Here is a 12834-nt window from a genome sequence, read left to right as displayed (position 1 = left end):
GGGACCCGGCGTTCACCATCACCCTGCCGTTGGTCTAATTCACGCACCCACTGGCCGCCGTCATCTTCGGCTGCGCCGGGGTGCCCGCCGGAGGGGTCGACGTCGTGGTCTCCGCGATCGGCCGCACCACGCCGCCGCTCGATGACGGGTGGACGGTGCCCGGGTCGGATGTTCCTCCGGATGCCGCGGCGTCTGGCGAGCTGATCTGCGTCTGCACGAATTGCCGCACCTGCGCCGGATCCACCTTCACCGCGTCGCCGTCGGACGGGGTGGCCAGCGACAGGCTCTGCACCGGGATCGTGCCGAACGAGATCGCGCCTGAGCTGAGGCCGTGCAGTTGCTGGGCGAAGCTCAGCAGGTTCCAGCCGTGGTCGAGCGTGACCGAACCTTCCAAAGCGTCCACCAGGGACGAAAGCCGCGCCGGATCGGCGAACGTGCCGGAGCCGAGGACGGTTTTCGCCATCGCCGACATGAACGCCTGCTGCCGCGCGATCCGGTCCAGGTCGCCGTTGGGCAGGCCGTGCCGCTGCCGGACGAAGGCGAGCGCTTGCGTACCGGAAATGGTCTGCGTCCCGGCGGGGAAATCCGCGCCGGAGAAGGAATCGTGCACCGGGGCCTTCAGGCACACCTGCACCCCGCCGACCGCCTGGCTCAGCGCGGCGAATCCGGAGAGGTTGACCGCGGCGTAGTGATTGATGGTGAGCCCGGTGAGTTTCTGCACCGCGGCGATCGCCGATTTCGCCCCGGCGGCGTCCGCGGCCACTTCCAGTTCCGGGCCGCTCATTCCCTGCTGCGCAAGCTTTCCGCGCTGATCGGCCCGCGCGCGGCTGTACGCCGAATTGATCTTGTGCTTGCCGTATCCTGGAATGTCCACATAGGAATCACGGGGGATCGAGATCGCGGTGGCCGCCGCGCCGCCGACCGGGACGTGCACCACGATCATCGTGTCGGTGGTGTTGCCGCCGTCGTCTCCCCCGCCCGCGTGCAGCGCGTCGAGCACGTTCTGCGGCAGCGGCGTCCCGTCCGGTTTGGTGCGGGAATCGAGACCTACCAACAGAATGTTCTGCGCGACGGTGAGCGGTTCCCCGGCCGGGGTGTCCGGGACCTGCGCGGACGGGGCGATGACGTCCGCGGTGACGAGGCTGGTGTCCAGCCGGTGCAGTTGCGACCACGCGAATCCGGTGGCGCCCAGCACCAGGGTGGACACCACCCCCAGCACCGCACGGCCGCCGATCCGGCGGCCCCGGGACGTGATCAGCACGGCCGGTTCCTCGCTTCCCGGGGGACGGATTTCGACCCCCGCGTTCGAGGATCACCGCGTTAGCTGGGAATAGCCTGAGAAACCTGTCGCGAACATGTGATGCTGCCCGTTCGGCGGAGCGCGCGGCGACAGCCGGTATCCCTTCGGGCACCGGGAGTTCAGCGCGGCATGCGCCGCCACACCGCACGCGGCACGAACCGCATCGCGGCGAACACCAAGCGCAACATGCCCGGCACCCACACGACTTCCCGGCGGCGGCGCAAGGCGGCGACAGTCGCGTCGGCCACCTGATCGGCGGTGCTGGAGAACGGCGCGGGAGACATTCCTTCGGTCATCCGGCCGATCACGAAGCCCGGGCGCACGAGCAACAGGTGGACGCCGGTGCCGTGCAGCGCGTCGGACAGTCCCGAGGCGAACCCGTCGAGACCGGCTTTCGCCGAGCCGTACACGTAGTTCGCCCGCCGCACGCGAACCCCGGCGACCGACGAGAAGACAACCAGGTTTCCGAAACCCTGAGTGCGCAACAATTCCGCCGTGTGAGTGAGCACGGACACCTGTGCGACGTAATCGGTGTGCACGATCGCGGTGGCGTGCGCGGCGTCGGTCTCGGCGCGGGCTTGGTCGCCGAGGATGCCGAACGCCAGCACGACAGTCTCGAGCGGTCCGTGCTCCTTGATGACGCGCTCAAGCAGCGGACGGTGCGCGGAGAGGTCGTCTGCGTCGAAGTCCTCGGTCGCGACAGTCTCCGCGCCCGCTTCGCGCAGGGCGTCGGTCTGCTCGCTGAGGTCCGCGCCCGGCCGCGCGGCCAGCACGAACCGCTTCGCTCCCCCGCGCGCCAGCCGGACAGCCACCGCCGTCCCGATCTCGCTGCGTCCGCCTAGCACCAGCACCGTTCCGCTCACGGTGGGTGAGTCTGCCAGCCCGCTCCCCGGGCAGCACGAGGTGCCCTGATTCACAAACTGCAACTTTGCAGAGTCTGCAAGATCTGGCTACGCTGATCAAGTGCCCTCCCCCGGACTTCGCGAGCGCAAGAAGCTCGAAACCCATCGCACGATCGCTCTCGCGGCGCTTCGGCTGATCGACGAGCGTGGTCTGGACCAGGTCACCGTCGACGACATCGCCGCCGAGGCGGGCGTGTCCGCGCGCACGTTCTTCAACTACTTCCCGGTCAAGGAAGACGCCGTGCTGCTCGCGTACGCCGACCACGCGGAGCGGGCCGAGCAGACGATCGCCCGGTTCCTCGCGCAGCCGGACGGGATCGACGCGTTTCCCGCGTTCGTCGCGACCGTCCGGGAAGACCTCGCCGACATCGAGCGGGACCGCGACGAGTGGCTGACCCGGCTGCGGATCATCCACGGCGACCCGTCGCTGCTCATCCGCGCGACGACGCTCAACTCCGGTTCGCGCGATCCGATGATCGCGGCCATCGCCCAGCGCTCCGGCACCGACGCGGAGAAGGACCTGTTCCCGTCGCTGCTGCTGGCCGTCGCGGGCGGAGTGCTCAACACCTCGCTCAGCCGGTGGGCCGCCCGCGACGGCGCCCAGCCGCTGCTCGAGATCTTCGACGAGGCCGCCGCCGCCGCTGCCGCCGGCCTGCCCGACCCGCGCTGACCCCTCCCGAGTCCGGAAAGGACTGTCCATGTCCCTGTCCACCGCGGAATCTCCCGCGCCTTCCCCGGCGATGAGCCACCGGCAAGTGCTGCAGGCGATGTCCGGCCTGATGATGGGCATTTTCGTCGCCATCCTCGCGTCCACTGTGGTCGCGAACGCGCTGCCGCGGATCGTGTCCGAGCTGGGCGGCAGCCAGTCGTCCTACACCTGGGTCGTCACCACCGAACTGCTCGCGATGACCGCGACCGTCCCGCTGTGGGGCAAGCTTTCCGACCTGTACAACAAGAAACTGCTGATCCAGCTCTCGCTCGGGCTGTTCGTGGTCGGGTCGCTGGTGGCCGGGTTCGCGCAGAACATCGACGTGCTGATCCTCAGCCGGATCGCCCAGGGCATCGGCGGCGGCGGGCTCACCGCGCTCGCCCAGGTGATCATGGCGGCCATCGTTTCGCCGCGCGAGCTGGGCAAGTTCTCCGGCGTCTTCGGCGCGGTCTTCGCGGTCGGCACGGTCGCCGGACCGCTGATCGGCGGCGTGCTCGTGGACACCTCGTGGCTCGGCTGGCGCTGGTGCTTCTTCCTCGGCGTGCCGTTCGCGCTCGCCGCGATCCTGTTGCTGCAGCGCACCCTGGACCTGCCGACCCTGCGCCGCGAGGTGCACGTCGACTACCTCGGCGCGTTCCTGATCATGCTCGGCGTGTCGACGCTGCTGGTGTGGTCGTCGCTGGCCGGCTCGACCTTCGCGTGGGGTTCCTGGCAGACCGCGGTGCTCGTGCCCGCCGGCGTGCTCGTGCTGGTGCTCGCGGTGTGGGTCGAGTCGAAGGTGCGCGAACCGGTCGTGCCGCTGAAGCTGTTCCGCAACCGCACGGTCACGCTCGCCACTGTCGCGAGCTTCCTGGTCGGCGTCGCGATGTTCGGCGGCACCGTGTTCCTCTCGCAGTATTTCCAGCTGGCGCTCGGCAAATCGCCGACGGTGGCCGGGCTGATGAGCCTGCCGATGATCTTCGGCCTGCTGGTTTCGTCCACGGTGTCCGGCCAGCTGATCAGCCGCACCGGCAAGTGGAAGCCGTTCCTGCTGCTCGGCTCGGTGCTGATGGCGGCCGGGCTGGGCCTGCTCGGGCTGATCGACGCGCACACCTCGCTGGTGGAGCTGAGCCTGTTCATGCTGGTGCTCGGCGTCGGCGTGGGCATGCTCAACCAGAACCTGGTGCTGGTGACGCAGAACGACGTGCCCGCCGCCGACCTCGGCGCGGCGACCTCGACGCTGTCGTTCTTCCGCAGCCTCGGCGGGTCGATCGGCGTGAGCGCGCTCGGCGCGGTGCTGGCCAGCCGGGTCGGCACGCTCATCGCCGACGGGCTCGGGCCCGCCGCGTCCGCCGGGTCCGGCAGCGGCGGGAAGGTGCCCGACCTGGCGCAGCTGCCCGCCCCGGTCGTGACCGTGATCCGGGAGGCCTACGGGGTCGCGACCAGCGACCTGTTCCTGATCAGCGCGCCGATCGCGCTGCTCGTGGTGGTCGCGGTCGCGTTCCTGAAGCACCTGCCGCTCAAGACGCAGAGCGGGCTGGAACGGCTGGCGGACGAGGCCGCCTGAGCTACCGTTGCCCGGGTGACCAGCGACGAGGAGTTCGGCGCCCTGATCGAACGGCACCGGCGCGAGATCCGCGTGCACTGCTACCGGATGAGCGGTTCGTTCGAGGAGGCCGAGGACCTCACGCAGGAGGCGTTTCTCCGGGCCTGGAAAGGCCGCTCCGGCTTCGCCGGGCGGGCGAGCGTGCGGACGTGGCTGTACCGGATCGCCACGAACGTCTGCCTCGACGCGCTCGCCCGGCGGCCGCGGCGGGTGCTGCCGGACGAACTGGGCCCGGCGGCCGACCCGGCGGGCGAGATCTCCGCGCTGGACGTGCCGTGGCTGAGCCCGTTCCCCGATCTGCTGCTCGACCCCGCGGCGCCGGACGACACCGGCGCCGCGGTCGTCGAACGCGAAACCATCGAACTGGCGTTCCTCGCCACCATCCAGTTGCTCCCGCCGCGGCAGCGGGCCGCGCTGATCCTGCGCGACGTGCTCGATTGGTCCGCAAAGGACACTGCCGACCTGCTGGGCACTTCGGTGGCCTCGGCGAACAGCGCGCTGCAACGGGGCCGGGAGACGTTGCGCGCCAAGCTCCCCGCCCGGCGCGCCGAGTGGTCCGCTCCGGCCAGCACGACCGCCGAGGAAACGGCGCTGCTGCGGAAGTTCATCGCCGCCTACGAATCGGCGGACGTGCAGGCGGTGGCCGCCGTGCTGAGCGAGGACGCGCGCGCGGTGATGCCGCCGTACTCGTTGTGGTTCGACAGTCGCGATCGGATTCTCGGCGCGCTCGGACCGAGTTTCGATCCGCGGTCGCCGTACTACCGGGGCAGTTTCCGGATGGCGCCGGTGCGCGCGAACCGGCAGCCCGCGGTCGCGACTTATCTGCGCCGGCCCGGCGAATCGGTTTATCGCGCTTTCGGCGTCAGCGTCCTCACCGTGCGAAACGGACTGGTCACGGCGGTGGCCGCGTTCGAAACGGCGGCATTGGCGCCCTATGGACTCGCCGAAACGTTCGACGAATGCCGTGCCGATGATTGCTGATCCGGCTACAGCCACGGCGGAAACCGCTCGCCCTGAGCAGATCGGCGGCGGACCGTGTCCGCCTTCTTCCGGCCGGATCAGCAAAAACGCCCGGGCGGCGATCGCAAGTGCTGCGATCGCCGCCCGGGCGCAACCACCGAGTTCCGGGCTTTGCGGCCGGTCGTGGTGGGGGAAACTGCTGGCGCCCTCGCCGCCGGGAAATGGTCACCGGCTCGCGGTCAGGCGACTCGATGCCGTGCGGCGGCGGAGCCGGTTCGCACCAGCTTCCGGCGCTCCAGCTCGGTAGTTCCCCCGAAGATCCCGTTGCCGAGACCGTTGTCGAGAGCATAGGAAAGGCATTCCGCGCGGACCGGGCATCGCGCGCAGACCGCCTTGGCCTTCGCGACCTGCTGCGCCCCCGGACCCATGTCGGAAATCGGGAAGAACAGTTCCGGGTCCTCGTCCTGGCACGCCGCGCGGGCGAGCCAGCTGGTGGCCGTGAGTTCCATTGTTGCTTTTCACCTCCTGTCCTCATTGTCGAACCGTGGTCAACCGACTTCTCCGCGCGCACGGGCACGCCATGCCTTCGGAGGGTGTTCGGTGGGCTTTTCGGCCGAACCGCCCCGGGCCGCGAAGGACCCGGCGGACGACCGGCTTTCCAAGTTACCACCGATCACCGCCCGCGCGCGAAATTTCGATTCAGCTCACATCGCGGACGCGGTTGGCGGCGGACGTGCTACGGCCCCCGCGCCGGGCGCTCTCCGGGTCCGGAGAGTCCGGGTTTTCCTTTTCCGCGCACCGTTTCCCCCTTCCGCCGCGTCCGAGGCCGGCCTGCCCGTCCGACCCAGGTACCCGCCCGTCCCGGGGTTAACCACATTTCCGTGACCGGATCGTTACATCCCACGGGCGCGCCACCGCACCTGTTCGACAAGTGCGGGATCGGAAGGGGGTGCGCGTGGCGGGGTTCGACGGCTTCTTCCGGGGCGAATTCCCTCGCCTCGTGGCGTTCCTGTGCGCGGGCGGGCTCGGCCCGGCCACCGCGCGCGAAGTGGCGGTGGAGGCGTTCGTCCAGGAAACCGGGACGTGGCCGCCGCCGGGCGACCCGCGCGTCGCGGTGCGGCTGACCGCCGTCCGGCTCGCCGCCGAGCAGACGTGGTTCGACGGCGGCGCGCCGTCCGCGGACCCGCCGGGCGACCGGCTGACCTCGGTCGTGGAGCGGAACGCGCGCGGGGTCGAACTGCTTTCGACGCTGCCGGAAACCCAGCGCACGGTGCTGACCTGGTCGCTCAACGGGTTTTCGCCCGCCGCGATCGCCTCCGCGCTCGGCATGGCGGGCACCACAGTCCGCTCGAATCTGCGGCACGCGCGGGAACGGCTGAAGCACCGGCTCGGCCTGGCCGGGCGAGAGGAGGCGCTGATGACCGAACTGCGCGAAGCCGAAGCCGCACTGGTCAACGCGCTGCGCTCGGCGCTCGACGTCGAAGAAGCGTTGACCCGGGTGAAAACCGAGGCGACCGCCTTGGCCGCGCCGAGCGTCCCGGCCGGCCGGTTCGGCTTCGACGGCCCGGTGCGAGCGGCGGTCGAGGGCGATCCGGACGCGGCGCAGGACCTGCTCGCGGCGGTGCAGCCGCTGATCGTGCGCTACTGCCGGGCTCGATTGGGCGGTGCTGACGCATATTCGTCCGCGGACGACGTGGCGCAGGAAGTCTGCCTCGCGTTGCTGACCGCGCTGCCCGGTTACCGGCATCAGGGACGGCCGTTTCTGGCTTTCGTTTACGGGATCGCGCAGCACAAAGTGGCGGACGCGCACCGGGCGCACGCGCGCAACCGGACCGAAACGGTGGCCGAGATGCCGGAGGCGGTCGATCTGGCCGACGGGCCGGAGGAACGGGCGCTGCGCGCGGAGCTGAACCGGCAGCTGGCTCGGCTGCTGCAGCTGCTGCCGGAGCGACAGCGGGAGATTGTGTTGCTGCGCATAGTAGTCGGACTCTCTGCCGACGAAGCGGCCGAAGCGGTCGACTCCACCCCGGGCGCGGTACGGGTGGCGCAACACCGCGCGCTGCTGCGGCTCCGCTCAGCTCTCGAACGACGCCGCTGACCCGATCCGCGCCACCACGAACTCCGCCAGCGCCGCCACCGGGCCCTCGCTGCCGTCGCGCGACAGCAAAATGAAATCGACGTCGCCCGGATCCGGCAGGCCGAGTTCGGCGGGCAATTCGACCAGGTCGGACGGCACCAGGCTCCGCGCGTGCACGGTGATCCCGAGCCCGGCGGCCGCCGCCGCGCGCAGGCCGGTCAGGCTCGAGGTCTGGCAGGCCGCCCGCCATTCCAGTCCGGCGCGCTCGAGCGTTTCCACCGCCAGCTGCCGGGTGACCGAGGGCATCGGGTACTGCACGAGCGGCACCGGATGGCCGGGTGTGAGGTCCGTCGCCGCCGAGCCGATCCACACCAGGGGTTCGCGGCGCAGCAGCCGTCCCGGGCCGGGCGCGCCCGGACGGCGTTTGCCGAGCACCAGGTCGAGCCGGCCGTCGGCGATCCGGCGGGCGAGCACATCGGACAGTTCCACGTGCAGTTCCACGTCCACCAGCGGATGGCTTTCCCGCAGCCGCCGCAGGATGTCCGGCAGCTCGCCGAGCGCGAAGTCCTCCGACACCCCGAACCGGACCCGGCCGCGCACCTGCGCGCCGCGGAAATGCCGGGCCGCGCGGTCCTCGGTGTCCACTATGGTCTGCGCGAAGCCGAGCATCGCCTGCCCGCGCGCGGTCAGGTCGACCGCGTGCGTGTCCCGGGCGAACAGCAATCCGCCCGCCTCGGACTCGAGCCGCCGGATGTGCTGGCTGATTGTGGGCTGCCCCACACCGAGCCGCCTCGCCGCCGCCGTGAAGCTGCGAGTTTCCGCCACGGCAAGGAAAGAACGGCACAACCGCGGATCCAGCATGCGTCACATCTTATCGGATTTCACAATGACAGTCAGTACGGTCATCGGGGTTCCGAATGACCGTCGGCGACGGGAGAATGACCGGGAAAGGAGATCCACCGTGCTCGCTTCGTTCGCCCGCCCCGTCTCGGCTTTGCTCGCCAAGCTGCGGATCGACCCGTTCATCGCCCTGATCCTCGTCACCGTGGGCATCGCCTCGCTGCTGCCCGCCTCCGGCGCGGTCGCGACCGGATTCGGCGTGGTGACGAAAATCGCGGTCGGTCTGCTCTTCTTCCTTTACGGCGCAAGGCTTTCCAGTCAGGAAGCGGTCGAGGGGATGCGACACTGGCGGTTGCACGTCACGGTACTCTGCGCCACTTTCGTGCTGTTTCCGTTGCTGGGGCTCGCCGCGTCGTTCCTCTCCCCCGGCCTGCTGACCTCGCCGCTGTACACCGGCGTGCTGTTCCTCTGCCTGCTGCCCTCGACCGTCCAGTCGTCGATCGCGTTCACCTCGATCGCGAAGGGCAACGTCGCGGCGGCGATCTGCAGCGCGTCGCTGTCCAATCTGCTCGGCATCGTGCTGACGCCGCTGCTCGTCGCGCTGCTGCTGGCCACCGACGGCCCGGGCGTGAGCGGTTCGGCGGTGCTGGACATCGTGCTGCAGCTCCTGGTGCCGTTCGTCGCCGGGCAGCTGGCGCGCCGCTGGATCGGCGGGTGGGTGCAGCGGCATTCCGCGCCGCTCAAGATCGTCGACCGCGGTTCGATCCTGCTGGTGGTCTACACCGCGTTCAGCGAAGGGATGACCGAGGGCATCTGGCACCAGCTGGACGTCGGCCCGCTGCTGGCGCTGGTCGCGGTCTGCTGCGTGCTGCTGGCGGCGGTGCTCGCCGCGACGAGCGGCGGCGCGCGGCTGCTCGGGTTCGCCCGCGCGGACCGGATCACGATCATGTTCTGCGGGTCGAAGAAGAGCCTGGCGAGCGGCCTGCCGATGGCGACGGTGCTGTTCGGGCACGCCGAGGTCGGGTTGATCGTGCTGCCGCTGATGCTGTTCCACCAGATTCAGCTGATCGTGTGCGCGGCGATGGCGCGCCGGTACGCCCGGCAGGAGGCCGCGCAGGAGCCGGGGGAACTGGCCGCGGTCGGCTGACGTTGACCGGGCGCCTCCGGGCCCGCCAGGATCGGTCCCCATGCGGGAACTGGTGTACGTCTCCGAGGCCAAGCTCAGCCAGTTCGAGAGCCAGGGGCTGGACAAGCACCTGGCCCGGGCGTCGGAGGTCGCCGGGAAGGTCCCGGGCGTCGAGCTTCGCGTGAACCTGTCCGGCCGGGCCGCCCATCCGGGGCTCGACCGGGCGGTCCGGAAGATCGGGACCTCCGCGCGGTGGTACACCGACGACGAGCTGGTCCCCGGGCAATGGGTGCAGTTCGAGGCGCGGCTGAACTACCGCGTCGTGCACGGCGGAAGCCACGGCGGACAGTCCGCCGCGCTGCTCTTCTGGGAGCCCGCGAACGGCGACGAGCCCCGGCTGCTCCTGCACGGTTCGCCGGAGCATCTGGTCGGCACGCGCAAGACCCCGCCCGCCGAAACGATCGGGCTGCCGATCTCGCACAGCGGCGGGATGGCGGATTTCCTCGACGAGCTGACCGGGAAGTCGTTCTCGCAGGCGCTGCACTTCCTGCTCGGGGACCTGGACCGGCGGACGCCGCCCGCACTGGCGGGCTGGATGGCGGGGTACGCGCGCCTGACGGCCGATCTGGCCGTCACGAACACCCCGGCCCATTTCACCCGGGAGGAACGCACCCCGCCGACCCGGGTGGTGCTGGCCAGTCCGCTGTATGTCGAGTACACGAGCGCGCCGGAGCCGGGCTGACGGAAATCCGGTGGAGCCGCGCCCGCATCCGCGGCTACTGTCGCCCGACCAGTGTCGGCTAGGCGAGGACGTGCCGTTGTACATCGCGTGAGGCATCCCAAGCTCTGATCCCGTCGCGCGCCGCGTTCGAGCGTCGCGCTTCTTCGTGCTGCGGAATTCTCACTGGAATCGGTGTACTCCTGTGCTCTTTCACTGGACAGTCCTGCCCACTTGCCTGCCGCTCGTCCGGCGGCGCTGCCATACGTGCTCGTCCGGGCTTTTCCGGGCGGACGGCAAGTTCCGGGTCAACGCCAACCACAAACTCGTCGACGCCTGGCTCCTCGTGCTCTGCACCGGTTGCGGGGAAACGGCGAAACTCACCGTGTTCGAACGGGCGAAGGTGCGCTCGGTCCGGCCGGATCTGCTGGACCGCTTGCACCACAACGATCCCAGCCTCGCCGCCGAACTCCTCCAGGACCCGGTCCTGCGACGGCGCAACCGCGTCGCGCTCGACTGGGAGGGCGCCTGGCGGCTCGACACCGGTGGTCCGGACCACTTGGACCAGGACGCGATCGACGTCTCGGTCGGCTTCGCGGCCCGGATCCCGGTCCGCCCGGTACGGCTCATCGCCGAGGGCTGCCGTCTGCCCCGAGCTGAGGTCGAGCGGTTGCTCGCCGAGGGGAAGGTCGTGTCGGGAGTCCGGCTGAGCGGCAAGCTCTCCGGCGACTTCGCCTTCACGCTCAAGTACTGACCGCCGTGCGGGGAACCCCGCGGGAATCAGGGTTCCCCGCACGGACGGTCGGCGGCGTCTGTCCACAACGGACACCGCAAGTCCGCCCGCGATTTCCGCTCGCATGAGCGCGAACCGCGAACGCGGGCAGCAGCCAGTGCCTGAACGGGCAATCCGCGGCGGCCCCGCACCTCCAGGGGCCCTTCGCGGCTGATCGCCGAGGCGACGTCCGTCCACAGAGGACCGCGCAAGTCCACTCGCGATTCCCGCTCGCATGAGCGCGAACGGCGAACCAGGGCAACGGCGGTGCCTGAACGGGCAATCGCGCGTAACCAGGTCCCGCGGAAAGCGTTGCCGCCGCCCGCGCCCCCCGGGTGGAGGAGCCCCTTGCCCCGCCGTCCGCGCACTGGTGTTCAGAAGGGAACAACGCGGCGACAACCCGTAGACCGGCGCTTACCGTAAGTCCGCAGTCTCCCCGTGCTCTGTCGTATCGGCCGAACGAAGGGCATCCGCGGCGACATCGGCGGTCTGGCATGCCAGTCCGTCATATCCGGAGAACCCGACCAGAGGAGAAAGCATGGCTTCGCAGGACGGCGCCCGCGTCGACACCAGCGTCATGCGCAAGGGCGCGCAGACGATCAGCGACACCGGGCAGAACATCACCGGGGTGAACCAGAAGGTCGACGGCACCATGCAGACGCTGTTCGGCACCTGGCGGTCGGACTCGGCGAACGTGTTCAACCAGGCGATGGGCCAGTTCGACCAGACGGTCCGCAAGATCGTGCAGAAGCTGGACGAGCTCGCGCAGAACGTGCAGACCTCGGCGAGCGAGTACGACAGCCGGGACTCGGACAACACCTCCACCGCCCACAACGCCGCGACGGTCATCGGCGGCGGCGGTCTGCAGGGCTTCTGATCCCCTTCCTTCCCACGAAAGGACATTCCCATGGCTTTGGGCCAGTTCCAGATCAGTTTCGCCACCATGCAGGACACCGTCGGGCAGGCGAAGCAGCAGTCCAACCAGATCACCGAGCTGCTGGACCAGATGAAGGCCGTCATCGAGGGCCAGCGCGAAAACTGGACCGGTGTCGCGGCGGACATGTTCCACGAGACCTACAACTACTGCCACCAGGCGGCGCTCACGCTGCCGCAGGCGCTCGACGCCGCCGCGCAGACCCTCGGCCAGATCAACGAGGGCACCTCCAACACCGAGGGCAACAACGCCAAGCGGTTCGCCGCCAACTGACGCCGCCCGCCTCGCCGCAACTGACCAGAAAGGAGGGTGAACGGCCATGGTCGCGCCAGGTGACACGAACTACGGGATGAACAACGATTCGCACACCCATCAGAAGACCTCGGACGACGGGAAGTTCCACAGTCCGGGCGACCAGACCCCGCCGGACGTGAAGAACGAGTGGATCCCGCCGGGCGACGTCGGCAAGCCGCCGCCGGTGCCGGGCGGTTCCGAGCATCCGGGTCGGGGCGTCACCGCGGTCAACACCGAGGCGATGCGCACGTTCGCGAAGAACATGCAGGCGCTCGCGGACGGGCCGCTGAAGGACCTGCCGGCGAAACTCGACGGCATCCAGCTCAAGCCCGGCGTGTTCCTGACGGCGCAGAGCAAGATCTTCACGCCGATCCAGGGCACGAACGCGCTGCGGGACACCACCCGCACGGCGATCCACGACCTCTGCAAGGCGCTCGACGAGGTCGCGGACGCGGTGAACAAGGCCTCGAAGGCGTACGACAACGCCGACGAGGTCAACAAGATGTCCGCCGACGACTACAACCAGTACTTCAACACCGTCAGCGGGCACATCACCGGCGCCGGTCAGAAACCCTGACCGGACGGGCGGCGGTCTCTCCGGGTTCGAAGCGATCGAG

Annotated in this window: 14 protein-coding genes and 1 pseudogene; 11 read left to right on the top strand and 4 right to left on the bottom strand. The window is 69.8% G+C overall.

Annotated elements, in window-relative coordinates; genetic code table 11:
* Positions 1–34: 34 nt before the first annotated feature.
* Positions 35–1261 carry an LCP family protein gene (locus tag WA670_RS40895; RefSeq protein WP_336161485.1) on the bottom strand — a complete coding sequence of 409 codons (1227 nt, stop codon included), beginning with the start codon at positions 1259–1261 and terminating at the stop codon, positions 35–37.
* A gap of 158 nt (positions 1262–1419) precedes the next feature.
* Positions 1420–2163 (bottom strand): SDR family NAD(P)-dependent oxidoreductase, encoded by a 744-nt coding sequence (locus tag WA670_RS40890; protein ID WP_336161483.1) that lies wholly within the window; start codon positions 2161–2163, stop codon positions 1420–1422.
* Positions 2164–2263: 100 nt separating this feature from the next.
* Between WA670_RS40890 and WA670_RS40885 the strand changes: the two genes are divergently transcribed.
* Genes WA670_RS40885 through WA670_RS40875 form a run of 3 tightly spaced genes read left to right on the top strand, consistent with a single transcriptional unit; the run spans position 2264 to position 5477 of the window.
* The gene (locus WA670_RS40885) at positions 2264–2872 is read left to right on the top strand and encodes a TetR family transcriptional regulator (protein WP_238605415.1); all 609 of its coding nucleotides are present in this window, start codon (positions 2264–2266) and stop codon (positions 2870–2872) included.
* A gap of 28 nt (positions 2873–2900) precedes the next feature.
* Positions 2901–4457 (top strand): MDR family MFS transporter, encoded by a 1557-nt coding sequence (locus WA670_RS40880; RefSeq protein WP_275295501.1) that lies wholly within the window; start codon positions 2901–2903, stop codon positions 4455–4457.
* A 15-nt stretch (positions 4458–4472) separates the two neighbouring features.
* On the top strand, positions 4473–5477 hold the full coding sequence (locus WA670_RS40875; protein WP_336161481.1) for an RNA polymerase subunit sigma-70: 1005 nt from the start codon (positions 4473–4475) through the stop codon (positions 5475–5477).
* A gap of 218 nt (positions 5478–5695) precedes the next feature.
* Here WA670_RS40875 and WA670_RS40870 read toward each other — a convergent pair whose 3' ends face one another.
* Entirely contained in the window at positions 5696–5965 is a 270-nt protein-coding gene (locus WA670_RS40870) for a WhiB family transcriptional regulator (RefSeq protein WP_037812602.1), read from the bottom strand.
* Positions 5966–6387: 422 nt separating this feature from the next.
* Between WA670_RS40870 and WA670_RS40865 the strand changes: the two are divergent.
* Together WA670_RS40865 and shbA are read left to right on the top strand one after the other, a co-directional pair.
* Positions 6388–6822, top strand: a pseudogene (locus WA670_RS40865) (RNA polymerase sigma factor); the annotation flags it as partial.
* 51 nt (positions 6823–6873) lie between these two features.
* Positions 6874–7554, top strand: coding sequence for an RNA polymerase sigma factor ShbA (shbA, locus tag WA670_RS40860; RefSeq protein WP_336161486.1), 681 nt, complete (start codon positions 6874–6876; stop codon positions 7552–7554).
* Here the strand turns inward: shbA and WA670_RS40855 are convergent.
* Positions 7531–8394: a LysR substrate-binding domain-containing protein gene (locus WA670_RS40855; RefSeq protein WP_037812605.1), complete on the bottom strand. Its 864-nt coding sequence runs from the start codon at positions 8392–8394 to the stop codon at positions 7531–7533. The genes shbA and WA670_RS40855 overlap by 24 nt on opposite strands.
* A gap of 100 nt (positions 8395–8494) precedes the next feature.
* Between WA670_RS40855 and WA670_RS40850 the strand changes: the two genes are divergently transcribed.
* From WA670_RS40850 to WA670_RS40825, 6 genes are all read left to right on the top strand, one after another.
* The gene (locus WA670_RS40850) at positions 8495–9520 is read left to right on the top strand and encodes a bile acid:sodium symporter family protein (RefSeq protein ID WP_199817628.1); all 1026 of its coding nucleotides are present in this window, start codon (positions 8495–8497) and stop codon (positions 9518–9520) included.
* 40 nt (positions 9521–9560) lie between these two features.
* Complete coding sequence (locus WA670_RS40845; protein ID WP_336161479.1) at positions 9561–10241, top strand: SAVMC3_10250 family protein; 681 nt, start codon at positions 9561–9563, stop codon at positions 10239–10241.
* 181 nt (positions 10242–10422) lie between these two features.
* Positions 10423–10971 (top strand): DUF1062 domain-containing protein, encoded by a 549-nt coding sequence (locus WA670_RS40840; protein WP_336161477.1) that lies wholly within the window; start codon positions 10423–10425, stop codon positions 10969–10971.
* Between the two features lie 556 nt (positions 10972–11527).
* Positions 11528–11866, top strand: coding sequence for a WXG100 family type VII secretion target (locus tag WA670_RS40835; RefSeq protein ID WP_037812610.1), 339 nt, complete (start codon positions 11528–11530; stop codon positions 11864–11866).
* 30 nt (positions 11867–11896) lie between these two features.
* Positions 11897–12196, top strand: a complete 300-nt coding sequence (locus WA670_RS40830) for a WXG100 family type VII secretion target (RefSeq protein WP_037812613.1) — start codon at positions 11897–11899, stop codon at positions 12194–12196.
* Between the two features lie 46 nt (positions 12197–12242).
* Positions 12243–12794, top strand: coding sequence for a WXG100 family type VII secretion target (locus WA670_RS40825; protein ID WP_037812616.1), 552 nt, complete (start codon positions 12243–12245; stop codon positions 12792–12794).
* Positions 12795–12834 lie beyond the last annotated feature (40 nt).

It is taken from the genome of Amycolatopsis sp. VC5-11 (assembly GCF_037034185.1).
Lineage (GTDB): Bacteria > Actinomycetota > Actinomycetes > Mycobacteriales > Pseudonocardiaceae > Amycolatopsis > Amycolatopsis nivea.
Note: the sequence above shows the minus strand (reverse complement) of the source record. Positions and strands in the feature narration are given on the sequence as shown.